Genomic DNA, 26,449 nt, shown 5'->3' with positions numbered 1-26,449 from the left:
ATGGCTGGAGGAATTGCAACCTCGCGTGCAACAAAAGCCGATCCGGCTGCCGACCGCAGCCGGACAACTCCGACAACCGAGCCGCGCGCCGTCAAATGGCTGCTGATCGGCATCGCCGTCCTGTTTCTGACGGTCGTCGTGCTGCTGCCGCTCGTTACCGTATTTGTCGAAGGCTTGAAACGCGGCTGGGACGTGTACATCAGCGCGCTTACTGATCCTGACGCCGTATCCGCTCTGAAGCTTACGCTTCTGGTGGCTGCCATCGCAGTGCCGCTGAATGCGATTTTTGGCATCGCAGCCTCGTGGCTCATCGCCAAGTTCTCCTTCCGTGGCAAAAATCTGCTGCTGAGCCTGATTGACCTGCCGTTTTCGGTGTCGCCGGTTATTGCAGGATTTATGTTTTTGCTGCTGTTCGGCGCGCAAGGTTATCTTGGGCCTTGGCTCGATGACCGCGGCTTGCAAGTTGTATTTGCAACTCCGGGCATTATTTTGGCGACGATGTTTGTTACGTTCCCGTTTGTTGCAAGAGAGCTCATCCCGCTGATGCAGGCGCAGGGCACTTTGGAGGAAGAAGCTGCGGCGACGCTTGGCGCCAAAGGCTTCCGTATTTTCTGGAGCGTAACCCTTCCGAATATCAAATGGGGGCTGCTGTACGGGCTTGTGCTCTGCAACGCCCGCGCCATGGGCGAATTCGGCGCCGTGTCGGTTGTATCCGGGCACATCCGGGGGGAAACGAACACATTGCCGCTGCATGTGGAAATTTTGTATAACGAATATCAATTTTCAGCCTCTTTTGCCGCGGCGTCGCTGCTGATGCTGCTGGCACTGCTTACGCTTGGGGCCAAAAGTCTGGTTGAATGGAAAACCGCACAGCGGAACGAAGATCGGGAGGGATAACGTATGGCTAAACCTGTAGAATTGGATGAAGCGTGGCTGGATCGGATCGCGGATCAGGTTAACGGCTTGGAATATGGCTCCGTACTGATCACGGTACATGACGGCCGCATTGTGCAGATTGACCGCACGGAGCGCAAACGCTTCGACGCAGCCTCGCTGACCAAACAGCAGGCGGCTTCGAGCTCTTCCTAGCCCATGCACAAAAAGCCTCAACTTCGCTTTTAAAGCGGGGTTGAGGTTTTTTGTTATTATTTATTATGCTGACATTGGCTAGCGCGATCGTATAGTTGCAACGAAAAAAGATGCCGCCTGGTTAATCAGGGAGCATCTTCTGTAATTTAGTCCATCATATATTTAACAATGACCATAATAATGTAGGCTACGGTCATGAATCCGAGCATTCCGCCGAATCCGAACATAAGGTCCTTCAGATCGTCGCGCGGTTCCTCATTCACATGCTCGCGCGGATCTCTGACGTTGACGTTCTCCATAATGCGTCCTCCTCGTTTCATAATCGCTGTCCCAGCCTTGTGGTGACGATGTACGGTTCAAAAGGAACAGTCGCTTTCGTGACAACTTATACTAGTATACCCAGAGTCCAGAAGTTATGTAAAGGCGAATTTTGGTTGTCCGGCTTAAAATGAAACCGATTGCGAGCCGTTCTCCTTCCATGGATAACTGCCCAGGCTTCCCCTGCTATGTTACAATAGAAGATACGGCTCCATGCGGATTTTCGCCGCGGGCCGCGGAGAGGAGGCCTTCCAGGCGATGGACCCGATCAAGGACAAGCTGGCGCTTTTGCCCGACCAGCCGGGCTGTTATCTTATGAAAAATAAAGAAGGCACCATCATCTACGTAGGCAAGGCAAAGGTGCTCAAAAACCGGGTCCGCTCGTATTTTAACGGAACCCATAACGGAAAAACCCAACGTCTCGTTTCGGAAATACGGGACTTTGAATATATTGTAACGGGCAGCAATATGGAAGCGCTCATTCTGGAGTGCAACCTCATCAAGCAGTACCATCCGCGTTATAATGTGCTGCTTAAGGACGACAAAACGTTTCCTTACATTAAAATCACAAACGAGAAACATCCAAAGCTGGAAGTGACGAGGCGGATTGTGAAGGACAAGGGCAAGTATTTTGGCCCTTATCCAAATGCCTTCGCGGCGCAGCAGACCAAAAAGCTGCTGGACCGGCTGTACCCGCTGCGAAAATGCAACACGCTGCCGGACAAAGTATGCCTGTACTATCATCTTGGCCAGTGTATTGCGCCTTGCGAATTCGAGGTGGAGCCCGCCACGTACGAGTCAATGGTGCAGGAAATTGCCCGTTTTCTGAACGGCGGCCAGGATGAAGTGAAGGCGGAGCTGCAGCGGAAAATGGGCGAGGCGGCGGAGGCGATGGAGTTCGAGCGGGCTAAGGAATTCCGCGACCAGATTCAGGCGATTGACGCGGTTATGGAGAAGCAGAAAATTACGCTGTCCGATGCGCTGGACCGCGACGTGTTTGGCTACGCCACCGATAAGGGCTGGATGTGCGTGCAAATTCTGTACATGCGCAGCGGCAAGCTGATTGAGCGGCGCACAACGTCTTTCCCTTATTACGGGGAGGCGTACGACGATTTCATGACGTTCGTCACTCAGTATTACAGCGACAATCCGGCGCTGCCGAAGGAGATTTTGCTGCCGCTGCCGGAATTGGCCGCTGCTGCATTAGCTGCTGCCGGACAGGCAGCGCAAGCTGGAGCTGTGCATACGGTTGAAGCTGAAGCAGCTGGTCTGTCTGCTGAGGGAGCTGATATGGGACAAGCGGAGAGAGCTGCTTCGGAAGATGCAGATTCCGGCCCCGCGCCGGGATCGGCGGCGGAAGAGCTTCGCTCCTCGCTGCAAGGCTGGCTGAAGGTGAAGGTGCATATGCCGCAGCGCGGGCGCAAGCGCGATGTTGTCTCCATGGCGGTCGACAACGCTAAAGTGGCGCTCGACGAGAAATTTAAGCTGATCGAGCGCGATGAAGAGCGCAGCGTCAAAGCTTCGAGCGGGCTGGCCTCTTATCTCGGGATGACGGATATACGCCGCATCGAGGCATTTGACAATTCCAACATTCAAGGGACGAATCCGGTGTCGGCGATGGTTGTGTTCACGGACGGCAAGCCGGACAAAAAGGAGTACCGGAAGTACAAGGTCCGTACCGTGCAGGGACCGGATGACTACGAGACAATGCGAGAGGTCGTCCGCCGCCGGTACGAGCGCGTGCTCAAGGAAGGGCTGGCGCTGCCCGATCTGATCGTTGTGGACGGCGGCAAAGGGCAGATTAGCGCCGCAATCGATATTCTCGAAAACGAGCTTGGCCTGAGCGTGCCCGTATGCGGCCTCGTCAAGGATGCCAAGCATAAAACAGCTCAGCTGATGGTCGGCGATCCGCCGGAGCCGATTGCACTGCCGCGCGACAGCCAGGAATTTTATCTGCTGCAGCGCATTCAGGAGGAGGTTCACCGCTTCGCCATATCGTTTCACCGCGAGCAGCGCGGCAAATCGATGGTGGAGTCCCGGCTCGATTCCATTTCCGGCATCGGGGAGAAGCGGCGCAAACAGCTGCTCAAACATTTCGGCTCGCTCAAAAAAATTCGTGAAGCGTCGGTGGAGGATTTCCGTCCGCTCGGCATTGGCGAGAAGCTGGCCGAACGAATCGTCGAAGCTCTGAAGGAGGAGTAGGCTGTGCAGCGATATGACGACCGGAATTTAGGCTTGCTCCTCTACGGCGTCCGCGCAATTGCCTCGTCGCGCGCGCTGACCGGCGACATCTGGCATGCCCATTACGGCGCGGCTGCGATTTCAGCTGTACTATGGGCGAATAGCGGACAATTAACAGCCGTTGCCCGCGATGCGATGCTCGTTCAGGCGGAAGAAATGGCCGTAACGCACGGAATTCCCGATCATTTTTACACAGATAAGGCAGGGAGACTTGTAACGGTTGAGGAAGCGAAGACGTTAATTGCGGAGGCTTTGGACGAGGGGATCGGAGAGCTTCACTGGGTTGGGCATAACGTAATTTATGCCGCCCTGAGCCTTCAGGCGATTGCGCTGCTGGAAGATAACATACCGCGTTCGCTCGTGCAAGATCTGGCCGATTTGATTTGCTCCTTCCGCTCAACGATTCCGGGCCGATCTTGGCTGGGATTAACAACGAAGCAGGTGAAGGGGCTCAAGCCAAGCCTGGTCACGGACGCGGAGCGAAGCCATTTTGAAGAGCCGTCAGAACTGTCCCGATTTGTGCTGAATGAGCTGAGCCGCTTCAATGTGATTTATCGAGCGGAGGCTCATCATGATCTGATCGGACATCTGCTAACGTTCTCCCATGCGCTGAATGTGTTGCACGATCTTGAATTGACGGAACAGCGGCGAAAAGGCCTGTCCGCCTGGCTTGTTCTTGCCGAAGTGCTGCGAGCCAGCCGCAACATGACGGAGCAAGAGCTGCTGCCGCTGCATTCTCCAGTGGACAAGCTGCCGCTGCAGGTAGCGCTCCGCTCGCAGCTGTTGCCGGCCGAAGCGGAATATTGGAGCCGCAGCTACCGCGAGGCCGACTGGGATTTCGGCCATACGTTCAAATTTGCCTCAAGCTTTTATGAGCATATCCGGCGCGCTGGCGGCTCCCATCCGAAAGCGGAGGAGTCGTTTCGGCGGATATGCTAGCCGGGAAATTCAGTCCTGACTGGACTAACATTCGTAACATGCCTAGCCGCTGCACTTTCCGGGTGCCGGCAACTTCTAACGCAACTGAGAGGCGTTATTAGCCTGTTTCCGCTCAATTTTAAATTCTAACGCAACTGAGAGGCGTTATGAGGGCGGTTTGGCAGAAAAATGGCCGTTAAGTCGTAAATAAGCTCTCTCAGTAGCGTTACGCTGCTAAAAGAGGCATTTTCGACTAAATAAGCTCTCTCAGTTGCCTTAGAGCAGCGCAGTCTATCGTTTTTCTCAAGCAGGCCTCCAGTTGAGTTCTAGCATCAGCATTGTTCTCAAGTAGCCTCCCCGTTGCGTTAAATTAGCGCGTACATGTTAGCGACTGCCGCAGCAAGCAATTCTCAACACTCAAGCAACAAATAAAGGACCTCGTTCTCCGCATCATGCGGAAGACGAGGTCCTTTATTTAAGCTAATTTCCACTTGCCGCTAACTAAGCTGAGTGCAACTTCGGAGGTGCAGCAAATCGATGCCGCCGCACTCTACAAACTACATCGGCGCAAAAGGCTGCCGCATCCGCGAAGCTCCGTATCTGCGCATCAGCCAGGCGACGAGCGCCGGAGCGGCGACGTAGACGATGGCAGCTGTAACCTCCAGCGGCTGATCGCTCAAAAAGAGCGGAACGGACATCAGCAGGGAGTTCATGATGGCATGTGTGAAGACTGCGGTAAAGAAGCCGAATTTCAGAAAAATATAGCAGAACAGCAGACCAAGAATCGTTAGCTCGATCAGTCTCGTCGTTGACGGGTAGATCGGGTAGGAGACGTGGCCGAGCGCCCAAATAACCGTTGGAATTAACGAGGCGATAAAAGGATTTTTCAGCCATTTCATCAGCAGCCCAACGCCGAACAGACGGAAGACGGCTTCCTCCTGAATCGCAGCGCACCAGGCCAGCAGCGGCATCAGCCACAGAGCGCCGGTATTGTATGGAGATTGCGACACGTCCGTAGTCGACCAGGCGCCGGTAGCTGCGGAAAGTCCGCCAAGGATAAGAGTTTGCAGGCCAAGCAGCACAAAGGCCAGCACGTAGGCGAGCTTCATGCTGCTCCAAGCCTCCGAGCCGAAGCCCGGTTCGGAGCCGGTTGTCCATAACGGACGGCCCTGCGCCCGCCATAACCCGTCGCCGGCGACAAGCGAGAAGTAGGCGGACAGCGCCATAATAAGCGTAAGAAACAGCATAATGACGAGCTGTACCATGACCGCGGCCTCCGCATTAGCAAGATCGCCGTACATCGCTCGCAGCCCATCCAGCATATTAAAGTTGTTGATGGCGTAAAAAATCAGAAAAATGAGCGATATCGTCCAGCCACGCCGAAACGAGGTGAAACGGCGCATAGCGATAGCGTAAATGACGGCCAGTATAAGCATAATGCCGGATGGAAGCAAATTGCCGAGCAGCGACAGCGTTGACGCAAGCTGATCCTGCTTTTCGGTATAGGCATTGTAAGCGGCTGGAGCTTCATACTGCGCCTGAAAACGGGTGAGCAAAACATCCGATTCGGATTTAACTCCCGTTGCCGTAACAAACAGGCGGGCTTCGCCGATCGTAATTCCGGTAACCTCATAACGGGCGGAGTTGGCCTCATCGTCGCCATCCGACTGAACCCGCTTCAGCGGCCCTAATCCCAATTGATCCGCTTTCAGCTGAATCGCTTCATCCAGCTCCGTTCCAAGCAGAGCCTCTTTTTTCTCCAAGCCCCCTGCTGGTTTCAGCAGATGGCGCCAGCCGACGACGTCTCCGCTTGTCATGCCGATATCAACGATCAAGCGGCGGCCGTCTTCAAAGTTCTGGGTAACCTGCCACAGATCAACCGGTATTTTGCGTCCAGCGCCCTCATCAAAGGTTTTAGTCAGCTTTTCTTTCGCTAAATACCCGATCATTTGCCGGTCTGCCTGATGCACGGCGCGCGACGTTTGAGGAAGCGTCTGAAATTGCTGCTGCGAAAAGCTGGAGGCAGCCTCCAGCGCCTGTTCGCGGCTGATTGGCTGCGGTGTCTCCGTTTGTCCGGCAATGCCGGGAGCAGAGGGAATAATCTGCAGGAAGAAGAATAAGGCCGCACCGATTATGCCATACCAAAAATACCTTCGGGTTGCCTGATTCAGGCGGGATGAGTTCATGAATTTCCTCCTTGTCGATGCTTCCGCTCCATGCAATGCTATAACCTTACCACAGCGGCTTTATTTTTATCCATGCCGCTTTCCCGTCCGGGTGAGCCAGCGCTCAAAAGAACGAGCGAGGCGGGGATACCCCCCTGCTTGGACGATGCCAGCGCGTTAAAAGGAGCTAGATCGCCTGCCATGCCTTGCGGGCGCATTTGGTAAGCTGTCCTCTATCCTATATAATCAAATCCGACCATATAGAACAGCCGAATCCCGCTTTTTTTGTCGATGGCGGGAACGGGGGAACCAACGCGCGCCGAGTCAGGTATCGGCGGGCAAGGGGTGAATTCCGGCCGGAGATCATTCTCCGCACCGGATAGGGCGTCCGTCATGCCCGAATCCGTCAGCTAACCTCGGAGGCTTCATGACAGGACTCACAGGCGCTAAGCACCGGGTGTTTCCGGTGCTTTTTTGTCATGCTGGAATTTGTAATTGTGCAACTAAAAAGGAGCAGGAACCGAATGATGCAAGCCTTAAAGCGGCAGTTAAAACAGCTGCTTATCCTATCGCCGCCGCGCATTCTGATTGCCGGTTTTGCGCTGATCATTTTCATCGGCTCACTGCTGCTTATGCAGCCGTTTGCAACGGCCGATGGAGCAGGAACGCGCTGGATTGACGCGCTGTTCACGGCGACTTCTGCCGCTTGTGTGACAGGGCTCGTTGTCGTAGACACCGGGACGCACTATTCAACGGCCGGCCAAGTCATTATTTTGATTCTCATTCAAATCGGCGGCCTTGGCTTCATGACGATGGCGACGCTGTTTTCGCTTGTGCTGCGCAAGCGGATATCGCTCAAGGAGCGGCTGCTGCTGCAGGAAGCGATGAATCAAGGATCTATGGAAGGCATCGTCCGGCTGATCCGCAGAGTGCTGTTGTACTCCTTTGTGATTGAGGCGTGCGGAGCTCTGCTGTACGCGATCCGGTTCATGTATGAAATGCCGCCGGGCAGAGCGCTTTATTTAGGTGTTTTCCATGCAATATCGATGTTTAATAATGCGGGATTTGATATTATGGGCGACTACAGGAGCATGACCGAATATGTGAATGACCCGCTTATTAATCTGGTCACCGTTACCCTTATTATTTTGGGCGGGCTCGGATTTATCGTCCTGTCGGACCTGATGGATTTCCGGCGCAAACGGCGGCTAACGCTCCATTCCAAGGTTGTGCTGCTGGCGTCGGGAGGGCTCGTAGCTATCGGGGCCATCGTTATTTTCCTGTTCGAGTTTGCAAATGCCAAAACGATGGGCCCGCTGGATCTCGGGGGCAAGCTGTTCGCTTCGCTTTTCCAATCCGTTGCAACAAGGACGGCCGGCCCGAACTCCGTGGACATTGGAGCGATGACGCAGGCGAGTCTGTTTTTCATGATTATTCTTATGTTTATTGGCGCTTCTCCCGGCTCAACCGGCGGCGGCATCAAAACGACGACGTTTACCGCGCTTGCGGCGGCGATGTGGGCAATGCTGCGCGGCAAGGAGGACATCGTGCTGTTTCGCAGCAGGCTGGCCAAGGAGCGTATTTTGAAGGCTCTGACGATTACGATGCTTTCGATTGCCATTGTGTTGTTGGGAGCAATGATTTTGAGCACATTGGAGGACCGGGACTTCCTGCGGATTCTGTTTGAAACGGTCTCTGCATTCGGTACGGTTGGCCTGAGCACCGGAATTACGCCGGGACTGCATGACGCCAGCAAAATTGTGCTCAGCATGATGATGTTCGCAGGGCGGCTTGGACCGCTCACGATGGCCTATGCGCTGCGGCCAAAACAATCCAAGGAATCATATAAGCATCCAGAAGGCAAAATTATTATTGGATAGGAAAGGATACAAAATAATCATGGGCAAGGGCACAAAAGGAAGTCAATTTTGCGTAATCGGGCTGGGCCGATTCGGGGCCAGTCTGGGCAAAGAACTGGTTCAGCTGGGGCATGAGGTGCTTGGCATCGACAGGAACGAGGAGCTGGTCGATGATTTAAGCAGCGTGCTGACGCATACGGTGTGCGCCGATTCTACGGATGAAGAGGCGCTGCGCTCGCTCGGCATTCGCAATTTTGACTGCTGCATCGTCGCGATTGGCGGCGACATTCAAGCAAGCATTATGAGCGCGATTTTGGCGAAGGACAGCGGCGTGAAAAAGGTCGTCGTTAAAGCGGTGAGCGAGCTGCACGGACGGGTGCTGGAAAAGCTCGGCGCCGACCGGGTTATTTACCCGGAGCGTGACATGGGCATTCGGGTCGCGCATCAGCTTGTGTCGCCGAACCTGCTGGATTACATTGAGCTGTCTTCGGATTATTCCGTAGCGGAGCTGGCCGTGCCGCATTGCCTCTCCGGCAAAACGCTGGCCGACATCGATCCGCGTAAAAGGTTTGGCTGCAGCATTGTTGCCGTTAACAAGCCGCATGGCATTGTCATTGCGCCGAAGGCGGAGCAGGTGCTGGAGGAGAGAGACGTTATGGTCGTCATCGGCACCAATGAGGGCATTGAAAGCTTCGAGAACGATGTGAGCGAGCGTTAGAGACGGGATGGACAAGCAGCGGAGCCAAAGGCCGAGCCCGGAGAGAGTAGTCTTCCCCAACCGGAGCGGCAGCGTTCGCCTTTGAAGTCGGAAATTCGTAACGGCTCAGCTGCCCGCCTGCCCGTTGCGAGGATGCAGCGGAGTCCGTGTCATCGAGGAGTAACCGGAGGCAGCCTCCGCGATCCACTGGCGGACGACCGGCTCCAGCAGCGCCGGATCGCCGTGAATCAGCGACGTTGTGCGGCGCGTTCCTTTCAGCTCGGGAATCGCGGCGACGACCAGATCGTTGTCCTCCAGCATCTGCGGTCGGATGTAGGAGCGGGGGAGCAGCGTCGCGGCGCCGCATGTATGCAGCAGACGGAGAATGGCTTCAAAGGAATCGATCTCCATGCGCACGTCGGGATGCAGGCGGAACTTATCCAGCAGCTCGTCGGTCAGCGTGCGGAACCACGTTCCTTTGGAGAACAGAATCATCGGCAGGCCGTGAAGATCCTGGATGGAGAACCGGTCTCCCAGCACGCGGCCGCGCGGCAGCACCAGCTCCAGGTGATCGTCGAACAGGCGCACGCAGTGCAGCAGAGGGTCGTCTATGACCGATGCCACAAGGCCGAGCTCAATTTTTTTGTCGCGGACGAGCGAGACGATCTCATGGGTTTTGCCGGTGACGGCCTTGATGTCGATTTCCGGATGGCTGGCCGTAAGCGCCTGGATGAAATCCGGCAGCGTCGTCTGCAGCGTCGTCAGGCTGGCGCCAATCGTCAGCGTGAACCGGTGGGACTGCTTGAATTCCGCCAGCGTGAGCAAATACTGCCGGTGCATCTGCCGCAGCTGCACGGCGTAGTCGTACGTCAGCTCGCCAATCCGCGTCAGCTCCAGCCGCCGGCCGACGCGGCGGAACAACGGCGCGCCAAGCTCCTCTTCAAGCTTGGCGATTTTGCGCGAAAGCGCCGGCTGGGACAGGTTGAGCAGGGCGGAAGCCTTGTTCATGCTGGACTGCTCTACAATGACGGCGAACAGCTGCAAATCCTCTTGCATGGCTCATTTCCTCCCGATCAGCAAATTTGCTTATGCGTCTATGTTATAACATTGTATAAAAAATAAACAATATCTTTATAAGCCGAAAAAGAGTACGATGGAATCTGTGGCTAATCTGTGTCGGGCTCCCGTCGTAACTTGTCGTCATTTGTTGACGCTCCCTGACGCGAGAGGTAAAATAATGAGGTTTGTTAACAATGATTACGTATTCAAACGGCTGGAAAGGAGATCGCATTTGTTATGAAAGGAAATTCCTATTTGACGCGCAAGCTGCACTCGCTGCTTGGGGTAATTCCGCTTGCATTGTTTCTCGTCAATCACGCCATTACGAACTATTCGGCGTTTGAGGGGGGCCTGGAGGGATTCAATAAAAGCGTTAAGATGCTGAACGGCTTGCCATTGATTTACTTCCTGGAGATTTTCGGTATTTTCCTGCCGCTGATATTCCATGGGGTCTACGGGCTGTATGTTGCATATCAGTCGAATTGGAACAACTCCCGTTTCCAATACGGCCGCAACTGGGCATTTACGCTTCAGCGCCTGACAGGCGTCATCACGTTTATTTTCATCGTGTGGCATGTGTATCAGACCCGTTATCAGGTTCTGGTAGGCAATTTGACCCATGAAGAGCTTGGCCATCAGATGAATGAGATCTTTACGAATCCTGTCAGCGTTGTGCTTTACACGATCGGCGTTCTCGCTGCCGTTTTCCATTTTGCCAACGGCATGTGGTCGTTCCTCGTCAGCTGGGGCATCACGGTCGGTCCGCGCGCTCAACGCATCTCTTCCTATATCTGGATCGGGGTGTTCATCATCGTATCGGCATTGTTCCTGCTCTCCATTGCAGCGTTCAGAAGCGATGAATTCGCAGAAGCGGCTTCCGCCGTACAGACCTGGATCGGTTAACACGATAGACAAGGAGGACCTATACAGTCATGGCTAAAAATAATATTATCGTCGTCGGCGGCGGACTCGCCGGCCTGATGGCTACGATTAAAGCGGCCGAGGCGGGCGTGCACGTCAATCTGTTCTCGCTCGTCCCGGTAAAGCGGTCCCACTCCGTGTGCGCGCAGGGCGGCATCAACGGCGCCGTCAACACGAAGGGCGAGGGCGACTCTCCTTGGGAGCATTTTGACGACACCGTATACGGCGGCGACTTCCTGGCGAACCAGCCTCCAGTTAAAGCGATGTGCGAAGCGGCTCCCGGCATTATTCACCTGATGGACCGGATGGGCGTTATGTTCAGCCGTACGCCGGAAGGTCTGCTTGACTTCCGCCGCTTCGGCGGTACGCAATATCACCGCACGGCGTTTGCCGGCGCAACGACAGGGCAGCAGCTGTTGTACGCTCTGGACGAGCAGGTGCGCCGCTGGGAGGCTGCCGGCCTCGTCAGCAAACATGAGCATTTTGAGTTCATGGGCGCGGTTGTAGACGACGACGGCGTTTGCCGCGGCATTACCGGTCAGGATCTGCGCACGATGGAGATTCACTCCTTCCGTGCCGACGCCGTTATTTTGGCGACAGGCGGTCCCGGCATTATTTTCGGCAAAACGACCAACTCGGTCATCAATACGGGTACGGCTGCGAGCGCAGTGTACCAGCAGGGCGTCAACTACGCCAACGGCGAGATGATCCAGATTCACCCGACGGCAATTCCGGGCGACGACAAAAACCGTCTCATGTCGGAGTCGGCGCGCGGCGAAGGCGGACGCATCTGGACGTACAAAGACGGCAAGCCTTGGTACTTCCTCGAAGAGAAATACCCGGCTTACGGCAACCTCGTGCCGCGCGACATTGCGACCCGCGAGATTTTCTCCGTCTGCGTCGACCAGAAGCTCGGCATCAACGGCGAGAACATGGTTTATCTCGATCTTTCCCACAAGGATCCGAAGGAGCTTGACGTTAAGCTCGGCGGCATCATCGAGATTTACGAGAAGTTTGTCGGCGACGATCCGCGCAAGCTGCCGATGAAGATTTTCCCTGCGGTTCACTATTCCATGGGCGGCATGTGGGTCGACTACAACCAGATGACCAACATTCCGGGCCTGTTCGCCTGCGGCGAATGCGAGTACCAGTACCATGGCGCGAACCGTCTCGGCGCGAACTCGCTGCTGTCCGCTATTTTCGGCGGTATGGTCACCGGACCAAAAGCGGTTGAGTACATCAAAGGGCTCAAATCGTCCGCTGAGGATACCGCGTCCAGCATCTTCGATCGCGAAGTGAAGCTGCGCACGGACCGTTACGAGTCCATCCTCAAGCTGAACGGCACAGAGAACGCTTATGTGCTGGCCAAGGAGCTTGGCGAGTGGATGACGAACAACATGACCGTCGTACGCTACAACGACCGTCTGGAAAAAACGATCCACAAAATCAAAGAGCTCAAGCAGCGCTTTAACAATATCAACATCAACGATACGGCGCGCTGGAACAACGCCGGCGTTGCCTTCACCCGCCAGCTGTGGAACATGCTGGAGCTGGCCGAAGCCATGACCAAGGGCGCTCTGCTCCGCGACGAAAGCCGCGGCGCGCATTACAAGCCGGACTTCCCGGAACGCGACGACGAGAAGTTCCTGAAGACGACGATTGCCAAGTGGACGCCGGAAGGCCCGGAAATTTCCTACGAGGAAATCGACACTTCGCTGATCAAGCCGCGTAAGCGCGATTACTCCAGCAATAAGTCCTAACGAGGAGGGAGAACGACAATGGCAACCGAAACACCAACCAAAGCGGGCAAAATGGTTAAATTCATCATTACCCGTCAGGACTCGCCGGAAGCGGCTCCTTATACCGAGGAGTTTGAAGTTCCGTACCGTCCTAACATGAACGTCATTTCCGCCCTGATGGAAATTCAGCGCAATCCGACCAAGTCGGACGGCAATTCGACCACTCCGGTATGCTGGGAGTCCAACTGTCTGGAGGAAGTTTGCGGAGCCTGCTCCATGGTCATCAACGGCAAGCCTCGCCAGGCGTGCAGCTCGCTTGTAGACAAGCTGGAGCAGCCGGTGCGCGTTGCCCCGATGAGCACCTTCCCAATCGTGCGCGACCTGGTCATTAACCGCGAGCGCATGTTCAACGCGCTGAAACGTGTTAAAGCCTGGATTCCGATCGACGGAACGTACGATCTCGGTCCTGGTCCGCGTATGGCTGAGACGAAGCGCCAATGGGCGTATGAGCTGTCCAAATGTATGACCTGCGGCGTCTGCCTGGAAGCTTGTCCAAACGTAAACGACCGTTCCAGCTTTATCGGTCCAGCGGCCGTTTCTCAAGTTCGTTTGTTCAACGCTCACCCTACAGGCGAGATGAACAAAGCCGAGCGTCTGGAAACGCTAATGGAGGACGGCGGCATCGAGGGCTGCGGCAACTCGCAGAACTGCGTGCGCTCCTGTCCAAAGGGCATTCCGCTTACGACATCCATTGCTGCAATCAACCGCGATACGACGGCGCAGCTGTTCAAAAACTGGCTGAGCTTTTAACGGCAAGACCTCTCGTCCCCGCCTCTGCAGCGGGAACGGGAGGTCTTTTTTTGTTACGGTTTGGCACGAGAATGAAAAAGAGCGGCCGTATAGGCCGCTCTGGGGCGAGGAAGAGGTTAAGGCGCAGCCGTATCGGATAGTGCAGCACGGATGAGCTCCAGGGAGTTGTCCACCTTTTGCGAATCGCTGCGAATGGCGGCAATGAATTTTTGCCCGGCGAAGCCCATGCTTTCAATGAACGGGCTTTTGGTCACGTCTACGCCGAACATTTTGCGGGTTGGATCGTCGGTTGTGGCAAACATGACGGAACGGCTGTCATCCGTATTAATGCCAAGCTTATCGGCATGGGCGCCAAGATCAATCAGCGAATTGTCACGGGCCAGCTTCTCGAAATTGACTTGATCCATAATATAAACGTCGTCTTTGTTGGAGATAAGATCGATCAGGCTTTTTTGCAGCAATGCCATGTCCTGGCCGCTCTTAGGATCATTCGGGATGTACGTCAGGTGGACAATTGCACGCTTAAAGTCCGGAAGACGCTTGACGATCTGCTCCTCGGCAGTTGTTAAGGAGACGCCGCCGCCGATTGGACTGCTGCCGTCCGTGCCGATAAAATCGCCGAAAAATGACACTGCAACTGCTGCGGGAGGCAGCTTGGCCAGCTCGGCCTTTTCCCGTTGATTGTCCATGTAAGAGTTAACGCCGTAGATCACAGCTGCAATAAGCACAATCGCTCCAAGCAGATGGAATTTGTAGTAGCTGAAAAAATGATCCACCTTTTGGGCGGTGCCGGCCATGCCTTTGTATTTGCCGTATGCCTGCTCGTTGAACGCTTCCGTCGTTTCGGCGTGCTCCTGCTCCTGAATGGTGCGATAAGCCGCATTAATGCGCTCCAGAATGACCTCGCCATCACGCGGAGCTTCACTGCTCTTCTGATGGCTTCTTGCCCGTCGAAGCAGAAGATCGTATTTCTTCTCGACCTCTTCTTTGGTGGCGTCCGCTTCCAAGCCCAGCTCCGCATAGGCCTGCCTGATTTTTTCCTTGTCCATACCTCACCCTCACTGTCCACAAATAAGTGTCTCTTCTAGTATAAGCCGCGAGCAGGCCTGAGCCAAGTCTTCCCATGGACCGGTCTTATTTTGAACAAGCGCCGCATACAATCAGAATAAAAAAAAGCCGCCGGTGTCGGCGGCGGGCAAGTTACATCCAATGTTCTCCCCAGCTTTGAATGGATTCAATAACTGGCTCCAGATTATGCCCTTTATCTGTAAGCTCGTACTCAATCCGGACCGGCATTTCCGGATAGACTTTGCGCGTCACTATCTCGCAGTGCTCAAGCTCTTTCATCCGGTCGGTAAGCATCTTGTCGCTCATCTCCGGAATCTGTTCCTTAATTTCCTTAAAGCGCTTCGGCCCGCCAAGCAGCACACGGATAATTAACCCCGTCCACTTTTTGCCGAGCAGCTCCATGGCCGCTTCGTATTTAGGACACATTGTGGAGTAGTCCATTTCTCATCACTCCTTCTGTTGCCGTTATTGTACCATATTGACTAAGGAAATGTAAGCGACTCACGTCTAATTAAATAACATTTAAATATATGCTTGACTAAAGTTAGTAACTTACGATATGATAAGCGCATCCAGTAAACAGAGACTTATTCAAAGGAGCGGGTAAACATGGTGGATGTTGGATTATTGATTTTGCGGGTTGTAGTAGGGCTGTTGTTCGTAGGTCACGGAGCAAAAACGCTGTTTGGATGGTTCGGCGGATATGGCATTAAAGGAACGGCCGGATGGATGGAATCGATCGGCGTTAAACCAGGCGTGCTTATGGCGGTGTTAGCCGGCCTTTCAGAGCTGCTTGGCGGCCTGCTGCTGGCTCTCGGCCTGTGGGTATGGGTTGCAGCCGCATTGATTATCGTGCCGATGCTGGTGGCGATTTTCAAAGTCCACGGCCGGAACGGACTATGGGCCACCTCCAACGGTTATGAATACAATCTCGTGCTGATCGCGGTTGCGGTGGCGATTGCTCTGATCGGCGCCGGTGAATATTCCATCGACGCTTTACTATAAACCCAAATGGAAAAACCCCTCCTGCGAGGGGTTTTTTGGGCTTTTCCAAAAAGCGGAATCTGCGCGAAAAGCGCAACTTTTTCGACTCCATTTCGTCTCTCACATAAGAAACCCGGTTAAAAAGGATGAGAAGGCGGAATGGTTTCGCTATAATGAACAGACGACAGATTACGAGAGGGGTGTAACCATGCCGGATGATTGGGGATTTTTTGAACGCGTGTCGGAGTCGAAGGAGCATATGCGGATCCTGGTCAATTGCGCCTGGAAAAAAGAAGCTCCTCCGCAAGAGCTGGGCCGTCTCCTGTCGATAACGATTAATCTGTACTCGGTGCGCAGCCAGCAAAAAAACAAAACCCGTATGATCGCCGAGCTGGAAAGCCTGGAGCAGCAGCTTGAAACAGCTGTTTCGGCATCGGGCCAATCGATTTATGTTGGACGAATCAATACGCCAAAAAAGCTGGAATATTATTATTATATGAGCGAAAACGCCTCGTTCGAGCCGTTGGAATCGGCGCTTGCCGAACACCGGGAGTACCGGCTGCATTATTACTCCAAAGCCGATCCCGATTGGACTTTTTATCGATATATGCTGCCCAACACGCTGGAGGAGCTGTTTATTCATAACGCTCAAATGGTTTTCGCGCTGCTCAACCGGGGCGACGATATCCGCCAGCCGCGCAACGTTTATCATTGGCTGCTGTTCCGCGAGCCGGATGACCGCACCATAATGAGAATGAAGCTGGAAGGAATGGGCTACCGGATTGAGGAGGGCAAAAGCGGCGAGCCGGAGCCGGAATTCCCGTACCCGCTTGTCATAAGCCGTTACGAAGATGTGCGCCTAGAGACGGTAAACGGCAGGGTGGATGAGCTGTACCGGATGCTTGGGGGCAACGGAGGCAAATATGACGGCTGGGGCTCGGTTATGAAACAATCGGCGATTTACCGTCTGAAGCTGTGGATCAAAAAAAGACTTTGTCCGCCAGGCTTATCGGGCAGATCAAAAAGTTAACGGATGAAATAGATGCGCCAGCCTCTCTAAATTTAATTAGAGGGGCTTTTTGTTATGCTGGACTTTCATCTGCCTTTCCATTATTTTTTGTACAGGAGAGGTGTTTTTTATTTTGGATGCAACGAGATGGAAGGGGCAGGCCGTTGAAGCAGCTAAAGAAACTTTCAGATTTGCACGTGTATCAGCGGGTGATTATCGTTTTTGTCATTATGATGCTGCCGGTTTATCTCATGAATTTATGGATGAACATGTCCGGGCTTTCACGGATGAAACAAGGAGTCGCGGACACAAGTTTATCCAACATCACCTTTTATTCCAGTCAATTAAACGATCAAATCGATTTTGTCCGCAAACAGCAATATCATCTCTTGAACGATTCCGATCTGCAAAAATTAAGCTTTTTGGGCGGACAGCTGAGTGAATTTGAAGATTTCCAGTCCATTAACCGGGTCAGCGAACGGCTGGTTACGATTCAGGATTCCAGCGCTTTTCTCGTTGATGTTGGAGCCTATGTAAAAACGCTCGGAAGAACGATTTCAACGAAAAAGGGCGTTATGAGAGCCGGCGGAGATATTGAGTTTTCGATTTTATCCAGCTATGACATACGCCAGCCGGGGAAGCCTTTTCATTACATGAACGGCAAGATGTTTCTGATCCAATCCATCAACAACGGCAGTATTATCGTGTATATGGAGCTTTCAATTCCGAAGCTGGAGGAGACGCTTCTGAATCTGGTTCAATATACGAAGGATTCCGGCGCCCTATTAGCTAATGACTCATTTGATAAGATTATATCGGTGAAAACCAAAGAGCCGATGGTGGAGCTGATTCGCGCCAATGCCTCTCTCCTGGCCGAAAAAGAGGCGAAGGACTTTGTTACGGTTAAAGCCGAACGTGAAACATATATGATAACCAGCACGCCGATTCAAGCATTAGGCTTGACGCTTTATACATTTACCAACGAAAACGAGCTCACTCAACCCCTCAAAAAATTCAACTTCTGGTTCATTCTTTTCTCCTTCATCTCAATTGGCATCGTTATTCTTTTCTCCTACTCCATTAATGTTATGATCCATAAGCCGATTAAAAAGCTGATTCAGGCGTTCAAAAAGCTGGAGACGGATAATCTGATCGTAACCCTTCGGGACCAGCAGCCAAATAATGAATTTGGATATATGTACCGCAATTTTGAACGGATGGTTGATAAGCTGAGGTATTCCATCAATGAAAATTATGAGCAAAAAATCGCTCTCCAGCAGTCCGAGCTGAAGCAGCTGCAGTCGCAGATCAATCCTCATTTTTTATACAACAGCTTTTTTAATCTTTATATGATTTGCAAAAGCGGCGACATGGAAAGCTCTGCCATGCTTGCGCAAAAGCTTGGAGGTTATTACCGGTTCATTACGCGCAGCGGCAAGGATAACGTCATGTTAGCCGAGGAGTACCAGCATGCGCTTGACTACTGCGACATTCAGAGCATCCGGTTCTCTAACCGGATAGAGGTGGAGGCGTCCGTGCTTCCTGAAGCCGTCACATCGCTGGAGGTTCCCCGTCTTATCGTACAGCCGCTGGTGGAAAATGCTTTTGAGCATGCGTTCGAAAACGGGATGCGCCGCGGGAACGTCAGAATGGCCGTAACGTTTCAAGACTATATTTTGTCCATCGTTGTTGAGGATGACGGAGATGCCCTGACGGACGCGTCGCTGTCCAGCCTGCAGCAAAAGCTTTCGAACGCGTCAACGCTCTCGGAGAAAACAGGATTAATTAACGTAAGCCGCAGAATTCAGCTTCAATTCGGAGAGCGGAGCGGCGTTACGGTAGCCCGCAGCGCATGGGGCGGATTACGCGCCGAGCTTCGCATTTACTTTGACAACCAGGGGGACTGAGGCTATGTACCGCTTATTAATTGTTGACGACGAGCCTGCTATCGTAGACGGGCTGCTGCAGCATCTGCAGGAGAACGCGGAGCAAGAGCTTGACATATGCAAGGCTTATTCAGCGATTGAGGCAATGGAGATCGCCAAAAAAACAAAGATTGATCTGCTGATCAGCGATATTCGTATGCCGGGAAAAAGCGGCTTGCAGCTCATCGACGAGCTGCTGTTTTATTGGCCAGCCTGCAGAGTCATTTTATTAACCGGACACAGCGAGTTTGATTATGCCTACAAAGCAATTCAAAAAAACGTAGACAGTTATATTTTGAAAATGGAAGGCATTGAGGTCATTCATCAAGCGGTAAACGCGGCACTCGGTAAATTGGACGAGGAATACCGGAACCGCAGCATGCTGGAGAGGGCAAGCTTGAAGCTGAGCGCAGCGGAGCCTTTAGTCAAAAAAGAATTTTTTGAGGCGCTGCTCACCGGAGATTTGGTGGCGGACGCTTGGCATGCAGAGCTGTATGAAGGGTTTAATTTGCAGCTTGAGTTTGGCCGTCCGCTGATGATGGTGGCGGGAAAGGTTGACGCATGGGAAGAAAAAACGACCTATATGCAAAAAATGCAGCTTTATTATTCCGTTCAGAGCCTGTTTGCAGAGCATCTGCCCATGCAAATCAAGACGGAGATGGTCGTTCATGATCATAACGTGCTGGTATGGTTTGTTCAACCTGATGCGGACGCGGATAAATTTAGCGGGGAGAGGGCTTTGGCCGACTATTTGAAGGGGATGCTGGAGCCGATTCAAAATAGCTGCCGCGAGGAGCTCCGCTTGTCGTTGTCTTTTGTTATCGGCAAAGGCGCCGTCAATTGGGATGGCATTGGCCGTGAATTCGATTCCATCAAGGAGGCATTTAAACAGAGGGCTTTATTCGGTCCTGCAATGGCTGTTATCGATCTGGACATGTCCGATATGTGGTTCAAACGTGAGAATGCTCCATCCACCGGCATTCCTTCCTCCGAATTCAACAAACAGCTCAATCAATTGGAAAAGCTGCTGGATAACGGGGATGAAAGTCGCGTATCCGCTTTAACCCGGGAATTGGTCAAAGTATGCAAGCTGGAGATGAGCGTGGATCATATGGTCGGGATGGAGCGGTATTACAGGCTTCTTCTCGTTTATTTGAATTCGTTAAACCGGATGAATGGAAGTGGCCATACGGATTATGACATGAGGGTTGCCAGCCTTTATGTGACGGAGCCTGCATCGGGATGGGATACGATTGAGGAGCAGCTGATTCGATTATGCGGGTCCATGTGCCGGTTGAAAGAGGAGCAGGTTGAAAAAAGCGATCATCAGGCCGTAGAGCGAATCCACCGGTTTGTAAAGGAGAATTTAGGCAACGACCTGTCCCTTGCCCGAATTGCGGAGCAGGTGCATTTCAACCCCTCTTACCTTTCCCGCTTTTACAAACAGATTACCGGACGGAATCTATCGGATTATATCAATGAAATCAAGGCCGACACCGCGATCGACATGCTGGTTCATACGCCGCTGAGAGTAAACGAAATTGCTCTGAGGCTGGGATTTGAGTCTCCCTCTTACTTCACATCCTTTTTCAGGAAAATGACAGGTTTTGCTCCTCAGGAGTATAGAGAAAGCGCTCACACAAAAGGTAAATAGAACGAAAGCATGTAAAGATCTTGTTATTGTTGAGAGTTTTGAAGCGAGATATGATTATTACGTAAAGAAAGCTTACACCATTCGAGGGGGAAAAACATGAAAAGGAAGAACGCTAACTACGTACTAAGCGCTGCCCTCATTGCCTCTATGCTCGTACTTCCCGCATGCAGCAACGGAAGCGGAACGAATAACGCCGCTGCGGAATCTCCGGCGGTTAACGCAGCCGGTAATGCGGGAGCTCAAGAGCAGGAATCCTTTGACCCGATGGGCAAATACGAAGAGCCGGTGACGGTAACGCAGATTCTATCCTATCGCGCCCCGGAAGAAGCCGATGCCCTTGCAGGCGTGACGCCTGAAACGAACGGGTACCTGAAAGATTTGAAGGAACAGCTGAACATTGATGTGAAATATTTATGGTCGGTTCCTACAGACCAGTACGCCCAGAAATTTAGCCTGGCATTGGCGTCGGGGGATTTGCCGGATGTGATGCAGGTGGATCTGGCTACGTTTGAACAGCTGCGGAGCCAGGATATGCTTGGCGATCTGTCCGAAGTATACAACAATTACGCCTCGCCCGAGATGAAACAAATCATTGAAAAAGATGGCGGGTTCTCGTTAAAACAACTGACATATGATGGGAAGTTATTAGGATTATCAGCCTCGCCAACAGGCGGCACGCAAATTGTCTGGATTCGTAAAGACTGGCTGGACAATTTGAAGCTGCAGCCGCCAACTACGGTTCAGGAACTGGAAAAGGTGGCAGAGGCGTTTACTAAAAGCGACCCGGATCAGGACGGCAAAGCAGATACCTACGGCGTTATTTTGAACAAAAACCTGACGGGCTGGGCATTCGACGCTAAAGGTTTGTTCTACAGCCACGGCTCTTATCCGTCTGCATGGCTTAAGGGCGCTGACGGCAGTCTGCAATTCGGCGGCATTAGCCCGGAAACGAAAGAGGCGCTGGCTACTTTAAGATCATGGTACGAAAAAGGAATATTGAGCAAGGAATTCATGCTGGCCAATGAAGACAAGATCAGTGAAGATATCGTAAACAGCAAGGTTGGTATTTCCTTCGGCGAATGGTGGTACCCGAACTGGCCGCTGAATTTGAATAAGGATAATGATCCGAAGGCCGAATGGATCCCGCTAGCTCTCCCTGCGTATAACGGCAAGCCGGGAAAAACGTTGAACTTCCGGTCTCTGAACAGCATCTTGGTCGTTAATAAAAACTTCAAACATCCCGAAGCGGCAATCAAGATGGGAAATTACATGTTAGAGACAACAAAGCCAAAGTACACGGACAAAAACAGCCCCGATTATAAAGGAGCCTCCAAAGGATATATCGCGCAGTGGTATGCGCCCAGGTTTTTCTACCCTGGAGTTTTTGACTTGATTATGGAAACGGTCAGCAAAGCGGTAGAAGAGGGCAAAGAAACGCTGGAGCTGCCTGAAGATTTTCCAAATGCAGGGGAAGCGCAAGCGGTGTTTGATAACGCCAAAAAATATGCCGCAAATCCGAAGGATAATGCCGCCTGGGGAATGTGGTTCAGCCGCGGCGCGAAAGACGGCGGAGTCGGTTTCTCCAAAAAGATTGTGGACGATGGACTGTTTGTGTTAGACGAGTATTTCGGACCGCCTACAGCAACGCAGGTCGAGCGCGGCTCATCGCTGGATAAGATGCGGGATGAAACGTTTATGAAAATTATCGTTGGCTCCGCACCAATTAGCGACTTTGACAAATACGTAGAGGATTGGAAAAAACTAGGAGGAAATGACATTACGGACGAAGTAAACGAGTGGTATAAAAACAACGTCCAGAAATAGCGGTATGTCTTATTAGTTGGAAGGAGGGGGAACCGTGCGCAGACGCCCCCCTCTTTTTTTCTGAACATAAATGGATAAACGGGAGGACTCGGCTTGAATTTAACGACCACTAACACGGGCAAGGAAGTGTTGACGCGAGCTCGGAAGCGCTGGAGATGGAAAAGGGAGTTCCCCCTGCATCTGATGCTCCTTCCCGGTGTAATTGTAACGCTGATTTATTCTTACGGACCGATGTTCGGCATTGTGATGGCATTCCAAAAGTTCCGGCCGGCGCAGGGCTTTTTTAACTCGGATTGGGTCGGATGGAGAAACTTCGAATACGTGTTTAATTTGCCGGACTTTAATCAGATTTTATGGAATACGATTTTCATTTCAATCATGAAAATTATATTTAGCTTGGCGGTTCCTCTGCTTCTGGCCTTGCTGTTGAATGAGGTGGCCAAAGACTGGTTTAAGCGAATGGTGCAAACCAGCATATTTTTGCCGTTCTTTTTATCCTGGGCTGTGCTTGGCGGGGTTATGATTGAGCTCTTTTCGTTAAACGGGCCCGTGAATGCGCTCGCGAAGGTGTTTGGCGTCGATCCGATCATGTTTATGGCGAGCAATAACTGGTTTGTAACCATCCTCATCGGATCGGATGTATGGAAGGGCATGGGGTACAACATGATCATCTTCCTTGCAGCCATTGTCAGCATTAACGCCAATCTGTACGAGGCTGCGGAGGTGGACGGAGCGGGCAAGTGGAAACAGATGCTTCATATTACGCTGCCGGGAATGTCTACGATCATTATTTTACTGGCGACCTTGAGCCTTGGAAGCGTGCTGAACGCAGGCTTTGAGCAAGTATTGATCCTGTACAACCCGATCGTGTATGAAAAGGGCGATGTCATCGACACCTTTGCCTACAGATTGGGCTTGTTCGATCAGCAATATTCCCCTGCGGCGGCCATCGGTTTGTTCAAATCCGTTATTTCATTCTTCTTGGTGTCAATGTCGTACTACTTCGCGTACAGATTCAACAACTATCGGATATTTTAGAAAGCGGGTGGCAGACATTGCATTTTTATCGGCAGTCGATAGGAAGAAGATTGTTTAACTGGACGAACGTGATTGTGCTAGCTTTAGTTACGTTTATCTGCATTGTGCCTTTCATTCATTTGCTTGCCGTGTCGTTAAGCTCCAATGCAGCTGCTTCGGCTGGCGCGGTCAAGCTATGGCCGGTTGGATTTACGCTGGAGGCCTACAAGTTTTTGGGGCAGAAACAGGAGTTTTTCAGCTCGCTCTGGATTACGCTGCAGAGGGTGTTAATCGGCACGTCAATCAATATGTTCCTTGTGTTTCTTACCGCCTATCCGCTTTCAAAGGCATACGAGCAGTTTCGCCATCGTGTGTACTATGTCTGGTTTTTTGCCATCACGCTGTTTTTTGGCGGCGGCCTTATTCCCACTTATATCATTGTCAAAGAGACAGGTTTGATGAACAGCATCTGGGCGCTTATTCTACCCGGAGCGCTGAGCGTATGGAATGCCGTATTAATGCTCAACTTTTTCAGAGGCATCCCAAAGGATATGGAAGAAGCCGCTTTTATCGACGGCGCCGGGCACTGGTCGATTTTGTGGAAGGTTTATTTGCCCGTATCGCTGCCGTCCATTGCGACAATCGGATTGTTCACAATCGTCGGCCATTGGAACTCATGGTTCGACGGGATCTTATACATGAATTCGCCGGAAAAATACCCGCTGCAGACGTATCTTTCCACATTGGTCACCGCGATTAACATTAAGGCGGTTACAGCGGCAGACTTGTCGCTGCTGCAAAATCTAAGTGAAAGAACGCTCCGGACGGCGCAAATATTTCTTGGAGCGCTGCCGATTATGATCGTTTATCCTTTCCTCCAGCAGTACTTTGTGAAAGGAATGACCATAGGCAGCGTCAAAGAGTAAGGGAAAAGCAGAAGGGATGGAATTCAGATGAAACATCAAATTAGCGTTGCCCTGATTGGGGCTGGCTTGCGCGGCGGAACCTATACGAGTTATGCGCTGGAGCATCCGCTCGATATGAAGGTTGTCGCCGTTGCGGAGCCGGACCGGCTGCGCCGGGAGTCGTTTCAGAGGAGCCACGCGCTGGAGGACGAGATGTGCTTCGAAGGGTGGGAGGAGCTGCTGGATGCCCGTGTAACAGCGGATGCGGTCATCATTTGCACGCAGGATCATATGCACTTTGAGCCGACGATGCGGGCTTTGGAGAGCGGTTATCATGTGCTGCTGGAAAAGCCGATGTCTCCAAGCTTCGAGGAATGTATCGCCATGCAGGAGCAGGCGGAGAAATACAATCGTGTGCTGACGATTTGCCATGTTTTGCGTTACACCCGCTTTTTTCAGACGCTCAAAAATCTGCTGGATGAAGGGAAAATCGGGCGGTTAATGTCCATTCAGCATATTGAAAATGTGGGCTACTGGCATCAGGCGCACAGCTTTGTGCGGGGCAATTGGCGCAATTCCAAGCAATCCAGTCCGATGATACTCGCCAAGTCCTGTCATGATATGGATATATTGCTGTGGCTGGCGGGAGCGGATTGCACAAGCCTTAATTCTTACGGCGACTTGTCGCATTTCAAAGCCGATCAGGCGCCAGAAGGCGCCCCGCTGCGATGTCTGGACGGATGTCCGGTATCCGACGAATGTGTATACTACGCGCCAAAAACGTATTTGACGAACAACCCGGGCTGGATGGATCAGGCGATCAGCAGCGATTTGAGCTATGAAGCCCGTTACGAAGCGCTGCTGACGGGACCTTACGGCCGCTGCGTTTATCATTGCGATAACGACGTGGTCGACCATCAGGTCGTCAGCATGGAGTTCGCCAATGAGGTGACCGCCGTATTTACGATGACAGCCTTCTCGGAAGAGAGCAGCCGAAGCATCAAGCTGATGGGCACCAAAGGTGAGATACAAGGATCAATGGAGAAAAACGAAATCGAATTGATTTATTTTGGCACCGGCCGCCGAGAAACGATCAAATTCAGCGATAGCGAAGGCCACATCGGCCATGGCGGCGGGGATTTTGGCTTAATGCGGGATTTTGTGAGGACAATCCGCAGCACAGACAACAAGGATACGCTGACTTCGGCCGCCAAATCGGTCAAAAGCCACTTGATGGCTTTTGCCGCGGAGCGCTCGAGGCTGGAAAAACGCGTCATCCGTTTGGATGAGTTTGCAGCCCGAGCTTAAAGCCGGACCATCACGAGTCCAGCCATCAAACAGCCAAAAGCGAGCCATTGCAGCCTTGTCAGGCGTTCCCGGTAAAGCAAGATCGAGCCGGCAGCCACGACAAGGCTGTTTGTCGCGAAAATCGGCGCGGCGAGGTTTGCCTTGCCCGTTTCCAACGCAAGAGCATATAGCTGCAAGCCGCCATAGGAAAAGAGGCCTGCAAGCATTCCGAAGCGCAGCCCGATGGTGCGCGCGGTTTTGGCGCCAAGTCTGCTTCCAGGCATGACTGCTTCCTTATTCCCGTTGCGGGCGCTTCTCGCCTGCCAGGCGAACCAGCAGAGCGACAGCAAATATCCGCTGAACAACACGGCGGAGGAGGGCAGGCCAAGCTCTCCCGTCACTTTCAGGCCGCCGTTGCGGAAGGTGAACAGCAGCACGGCCGCTCCGGTGTAAAGGAACCAGATTCGGCTTGCCAGCGACAGCTGTTCCGCCGGACGAATCGCGATGAGTACGGCTGAGGCCAATAACAGAGAGATGCCTGCTGCCTCCCATGGCCCAAGCGTTTCTCCGTACAGAAACACCGACAAAGCGATTACAAATACGATGTTCAGATTTGTAATCGGGGAGGTAAGGCTGGCGGGGCCGTGCTGCAAGGCTTTCATAAAGACGGCGTTGCCCCAGGCCGAGCCTGCGCCGATGACGGCTCCATACAGCCAGAGCTGCCCGCTGCCAAGCGACTGCCAGCCTCCGTCAAGCAGGCATTGAACGAAAAATCCGGCGGTGCCGGTTATGTAGAGGCCAAGCAGCAGGGATGTGTTGTCTCCGCCCTTCATCTGCGATACTTTCATCCACCAGCCGGCAAAGCCGAAGGTTACGGCGCTGCCGATCGCAATCAGCAGCCAGGTTGTTTCGCTCAGCATAGAGTCTCCTTCACAACGGCCGGTCATGCACCAGCGTTCG

General features: G+C 52.8%; 23 protein-coding genes and 1 riboswitch. Of the genes, 17 read left to right on the top strand and 6 right to left on the bottom strand.

Annotated elements, in window-relative coordinates; genetic code table 11:
* Together cysW and M3223_RS12450 are read left to right on the top strand one after the other, a co-directional pair.
* Positions 1-897 (top strand): sulfate ABC transporter permease subunit CysW, encoded by an 897-nt coding sequence (cysW, locus tag M3223_RS12455; RefSeq protein ID WP_251561841.1) that lies wholly within the window; start codon positions 1-3, stop codon positions 895-897.
* Positions 898-900: 3 nt separating this feature from the next.
* Complete coding sequence (locus tag M3223_RS12450; protein WP_251561838.1) at positions 901-1,089, top strand: YezD family protein; 189 nt, start codon at positions 901-903, stop codon at positions 1,087-1,089.
* Positions 1,090-1,235: 146 nt separating this feature from the next.
* On the opposite strand, the gene M3223_RS12445 is transcribed toward M3223_RS12450, so the two are convergent.
* A complete protein-coding gene (locus M3223_RS12445) occupies positions 1,236-1,388 on the bottom strand; it encodes a YqzM family protein (RefSeq protein WP_251561837.1) in 153 nt (50 codons plus the stop codon).
* Positions 1,389-1,665: 277 nt separating this feature from the next.
* Between M3223_RS12445 and uvrC the strand changes: the two genes are divergently transcribed.
* Positions 1,666-3,609 (top strand): excinuclease ABC subunit UvrC, encoded by a 1,944-nt coding sequence (uvrC, locus tag M3223_RS12440; RefSeq protein ID WP_251561835.1) that lies wholly within the window; start codon positions 1,666-1,668, stop codon positions 3,607-3,609.
* A gap of 3 nt (positions 3,610-3,612) precedes the next feature.
* A complete protein-coding gene (locus M3223_RS12435) occupies positions 3,613-4,587 on the top strand; it encodes a hypothetical protein (protein ID WP_251561833.1) in 975 nt (324 codons plus the stop codon).
* A gap of 536 nt (positions 4,588-5,123) precedes the next feature.
* On the opposite strand, the gene M3223_RS12430 is transcribed toward M3223_RS12435, so the two are convergent.
* Positions 5,124-6,752: a CPBP family intramembrane glutamic endopeptidase gene (locus M3223_RS12430; protein WP_251561830.1), complete on the bottom strand. Its 1,629-nt coding sequence runs from the start codon at positions 6,750-6,752 to the stop codon at positions 5,124-5,126.
* A 236-nt stretch (positions 6,753-6,988) separates the two neighbouring features.
* A riboswitch (cyclic di-AMP (ydaO/yuaA leader) is annotated at positions 6,989-7,170 on the top strand.
* 85 nt (positions 7,171-7,255) lie between these two features.
* Between M3223_RS12430 and M3223_RS12425 the strand changes: the two genes are divergently transcribed.
* Together M3223_RS12425 and M3223_RS12420 are read left to right on the top strand one after the other, a co-directional pair.
* Positions 7,256-8,611 carry a TrkH family potassium uptake protein gene (locus M3223_RS12425; RefSeq protein WP_251561828.1) on the top strand — a complete coding sequence of 452 codons (1,356 nt, stop codon included), beginning with the start codon at positions 7,256-7,258 and terminating at the stop codon, positions 8,609-8,611.
* Between the two features lie 19 nt (positions 8,612-8,630).
* Positions 8,631-9,308, top strand: coding sequence for a potassium channel family protein (locus M3223_RS12420; RefSeq protein WP_251561826.1), 678 nt, complete (start codon positions 8,631-8,633; stop codon positions 9,306-9,308).
* Positions 9,309-9,413: 105 nt separating this feature from the next.
* Here the strand turns inward: M3223_RS12420 and M3223_RS12415 are convergent, their stop codons facing one another.
* Positions 9,414-10,343, bottom strand: coding sequence for a LysR family transcriptional regulator (locus M3223_RS12415; RefSeq protein WP_251561824.1), 930 nt, complete (start codon positions 10,341-10,343; stop codon positions 9,414-9,416).
* 240 nt (positions 10,344-10,583) lie between these two features.
* Between M3223_RS12415 and M3223_RS12410 the strand changes: the two genes are divergently transcribed.
* From M3223_RS12410 to sdhB, 3 genes are read left to right on the top strand one after another with little or no spacing between them, the layout of a single operon-like run.
* Positions 10,584-11,249: a succinate dehydrogenase cytochrome b558 subunit gene (locus tag M3223_RS12410; RefSeq protein ID WP_251561822.1), complete on the top strand. Its 666-nt coding sequence runs from the start codon at positions 10,584-10,586 to the stop codon at positions 11,247-11,249.
* A 29-nt stretch (positions 11,250-11,278) separates the two neighbouring features.
* Positions 11,279-13,027: a succinate dehydrogenase flavoprotein subunit gene (sdhA, locus tag M3223_RS12405; protein ID WP_251561820.1), complete on the top strand. Its 1,749-nt coding sequence runs from the start codon at positions 11,279-11,281 to the stop codon at positions 13,025-13,027.
* Between the two features lie 18 nt (positions 13,028-13,045).
* Positions 13,046-13,816 (top strand): succinate dehydrogenase iron-sulfur subunit, encoded by a 771-nt coding sequence (gene sdhB, locus M3223_RS12400; RefSeq protein WP_251561818.1) that lies wholly within the window; start codon positions 13,046-13,048, stop codon positions 13,814-13,816.
* 116 nt (positions 13,817-13,932) lie between these two features.
* Here sdhB and M3223_RS12395 read toward each other — a convergent pair whose 3' ends face one another.
* A complete protein-coding gene (locus M3223_RS12395; RefSeq protein WP_251561816.1) occupies positions 13,933-14,865 on the bottom strand; it encodes a J domain-containing protein in 933 nt (310 codons plus the stop codon).
* 151 nt (positions 14,866-15,016) lie between these two features.
* Positions 15,017-15,325, bottom strand: a complete 309-nt coding sequence (locus M3223_RS12390) for a winged helix-turn-helix transcriptional regulator (RefSeq protein ID WP_251561814.1) — start codon at positions 15,323-15,325, stop codon at positions 15,017-15,019.
* Between the two features lie 168 nt (positions 15,326-15,493).
* On the opposite strand from M3223_RS12390, the gene M3223_RS12385 reads away from it, so the two are divergent.
* From M3223_RS12385 to M3223_RS12350, 8 genes are all read left to right on the top strand, one after another.
* Positions 15,494-15,889: a DoxX family protein gene (locus M3223_RS12385; protein WP_251561812.1), complete on the top strand. Its 396-nt coding sequence runs from the start codon at positions 15,494-15,496 to the stop codon at positions 15,887-15,889.
* Positions 15,890-16,076: 187 nt separating this feature from the next.
* Entirely contained in the window at positions 16,077-16,898 is an 822-nt protein-coding gene (locus tag M3223_RS12380) for a DUF695 domain-containing protein (RefSeq protein WP_251561810.1), read from the top strand.
* 143 nt (positions 16,899-17,041) lie between these two features.
* Positions 17,042-18,784, top strand: coding sequence for a sensor histidine kinase (locus M3223_RS12375; protein ID WP_251561808.1), 1,743 nt, complete (start codon positions 17,042-17,044; stop codon positions 18,782-18,784).
* A 4-nt stretch (positions 18,785-18,788) separates the two neighbouring features.
* Complete coding sequence (locus M3223_RS12370; protein WP_251561807.1) at positions 18,789-20,456, top strand: response regulator transcription factor; 1,668 nt, start codon at positions 18,789-18,791, stop codon at positions 20,454-20,456.
* 96 nt (positions 20,457-20,552) lie between these two features.
* Positions 20,553-22,280, top strand: a complete 1,728-nt coding sequence (locus M3223_RS12365) for an extracellular solute-binding protein (protein WP_251561805.1) — start codon at positions 20,553-20,555, stop codon at positions 22,278-22,280.
* Positions 22,281-22,463: 183 nt separating this feature from the next.
* On the top strand, positions 22,464-23,318 hold the full coding sequence (locus M3223_RS12360; protein WP_251562295.1) for an ABC transporter permease: 855 nt from the start codon (positions 22,464-22,466) through the stop codon (positions 23,316-23,318).
* A 17-nt stretch (positions 23,319-23,335) separates the two neighbouring features.
* Positions 23,336-24,223 (top strand): carbohydrate ABC transporter permease, encoded by an 888-nt coding sequence (locus M3223_RS12355; RefSeq protein WP_251561802.1) that lies wholly within the window; start codon positions 23,336-23,338, stop codon positions 24,221-24,223.
* A gap of 27 nt (positions 24,224-24,250) precedes the next feature.
* Entirely contained in the window at positions 24,251-25,510 is a 1,260-nt protein-coding gene (locus tag M3223_RS12350) for a Gfo/Idh/MocA family protein (RefSeq protein ID WP_251561800.1), read from the top strand.
* Here M3223_RS12350 and M3223_RS12345 read toward each other — a convergent pair.
* A complete protein-coding gene (locus tag M3223_RS12345; protein ID WP_251561798.1) occupies positions 25,507-26,409 on the bottom strand; it encodes an EamA family transporter in 903 nt (300 codons plus the stop codon). The genes M3223_RS12350 and M3223_RS12345 overlap by 4 nt on opposite strands.
* Positions 26,410-26,449: the final 40 nt, after the last annotated feature.

The organism is Paenibacillus pasadenensis, from assembly GCF_023715725.1.
Classification (GTDB): domain Bacteria; phylum Bacillota; class Bacilli; order Paenibacillales; family Paenibacillaceae; genus Paenibacillus_O; species Paenibacillus_O pasadenensis_A.
This window is presented reverse-complemented; position numbering and strand designations above follow the sequence as displayed.

Coding starts and splice junctions, on each gene's coding strand:
- M3223_RS12380 (WP_251561810.1), top strand. CDS start 16,077: ATGCCGGATGATTGGGGATTTTTTGAACGCGTGTCGGAGTCGAAGGAG.
- M3223_RS12410 (WP_251561822.1), top strand. CDS start 10,584: ATGAAAGGAAATTCCTATTTGACGCGCAAGCTGCACTCGCTGCTTGGG.
- M3223_RS12390 (WP_251561814.1), bottom strand. CDS start 15,325: ATGGACTACTCCACAATGTGTCCTAAATACGAAGCGGCCATGGAGCTG.
- cysW (WP_251561841.1), top strand. CDS start 1: ATGGCTGGAGGAATTGCAACCTCGCGTGCAACAAAAGCCGATCCGGCT.
- M3223_RS12395 (WP_251561816.1), bottom strand. CDS start 14,865: ATGGACAAGGAAAAAATCAGGCAGGCCTATGCGGAGCTGGGCTTGGAA.
- M3223_RS12450 (WP_251561838.1), top strand. CDS start 901: ATGGCTAAACCTGTAGAATTGGATGAAGCGTGGCTGGATCGGATCGCG.
- M3223_RS12445 (WP_251561837.1), bottom strand. CDS start 1,388: ATGGAGAACGTCAACGTCAGAGATCCGCGCGAGCATGTGAATGAGGAA.
- M3223_RS12350 (WP_251561800.1), top strand. CDS start 24,251: ATGAAACATCAAATTAGCGTTGCCCTGATTGGGGCTGGCTTGCGCGGC.
- M3223_RS12420 (WP_251561826.1), top strand. CDS start 8,631: ATGGGCAAGGGCACAAAAGGAAGTCAATTTTGCGTAATCGGGCTGGGC.
- M3223_RS12385 (WP_251561812.1), top strand. CDS start 15,494: ATGGTGGATGTTGGATTATTGATTTTGCGGGTTGTAGTAGGGCTGTTG.
- M3223_RS12415 (WP_251561824.1), bottom strand. CDS start 10,343: ATGCAAGAGGATTTGCAGCTGTTCGCCGTCATTGTAGAGCAGTCCAGC.
- M3223_RS12345 (WP_251561798.1), bottom strand. CDS start 26,409: ATGCTGAGCGAAACAACCTGGCTGCTGATTGCGATCGGCAGCGCCGTA.
- uvrC (WP_251561835.1), top strand. CDS start 1,666: ATGGACCCGATCAAGGACAAGCTGGCGCTTTTGCCCGACCAGCCGGGC.
- M3223_RS12365 (WP_251561805.1), top strand. CDS start 20,553: ATGAAAAGGAAGAACGCTAACTACGTACTAAGCGCTGCCCTCATTGCC.
- M3223_RS12425 (WP_251561828.1), top strand. CDS start 7,256: ATGATGCAAGCCTTAAAGCGGCAGTTAAAACAGCTGCTTATCCTATCG.
- M3223_RS12360 (WP_251562295.1), top strand. CDS start 22,464: ATGCTCCTTCCCGGTGTAATTGTAACGCTGATTTATTCTTACGGACCG.
- M3223_RS12370 (WP_251561807.1), top strand. CDS start 18,789: ATGTACCGCTTATTAATTGTTGACGACGAGCCTGCTATCGTAGACGGG.
- sdhA (WP_251561820.1), top strand. CDS start 11,279: ATGGCTAAAAATAATATTATCGTCGTCGGCGGCGGACTCGCCGGCCTG.
- sdhB (WP_251561818.1), top strand. CDS start 13,046: ATGGCAACCGAAACACCAACCAAAGCGGGCAAAATGGTTAAATTCATC.
- M3223_RS12430 (WP_251561830.1), bottom strand. CDS start 6,752: ATGAACTCATCCCGCCTGAATCAGGCAACCCGAAGGTATTTTTGGTAT.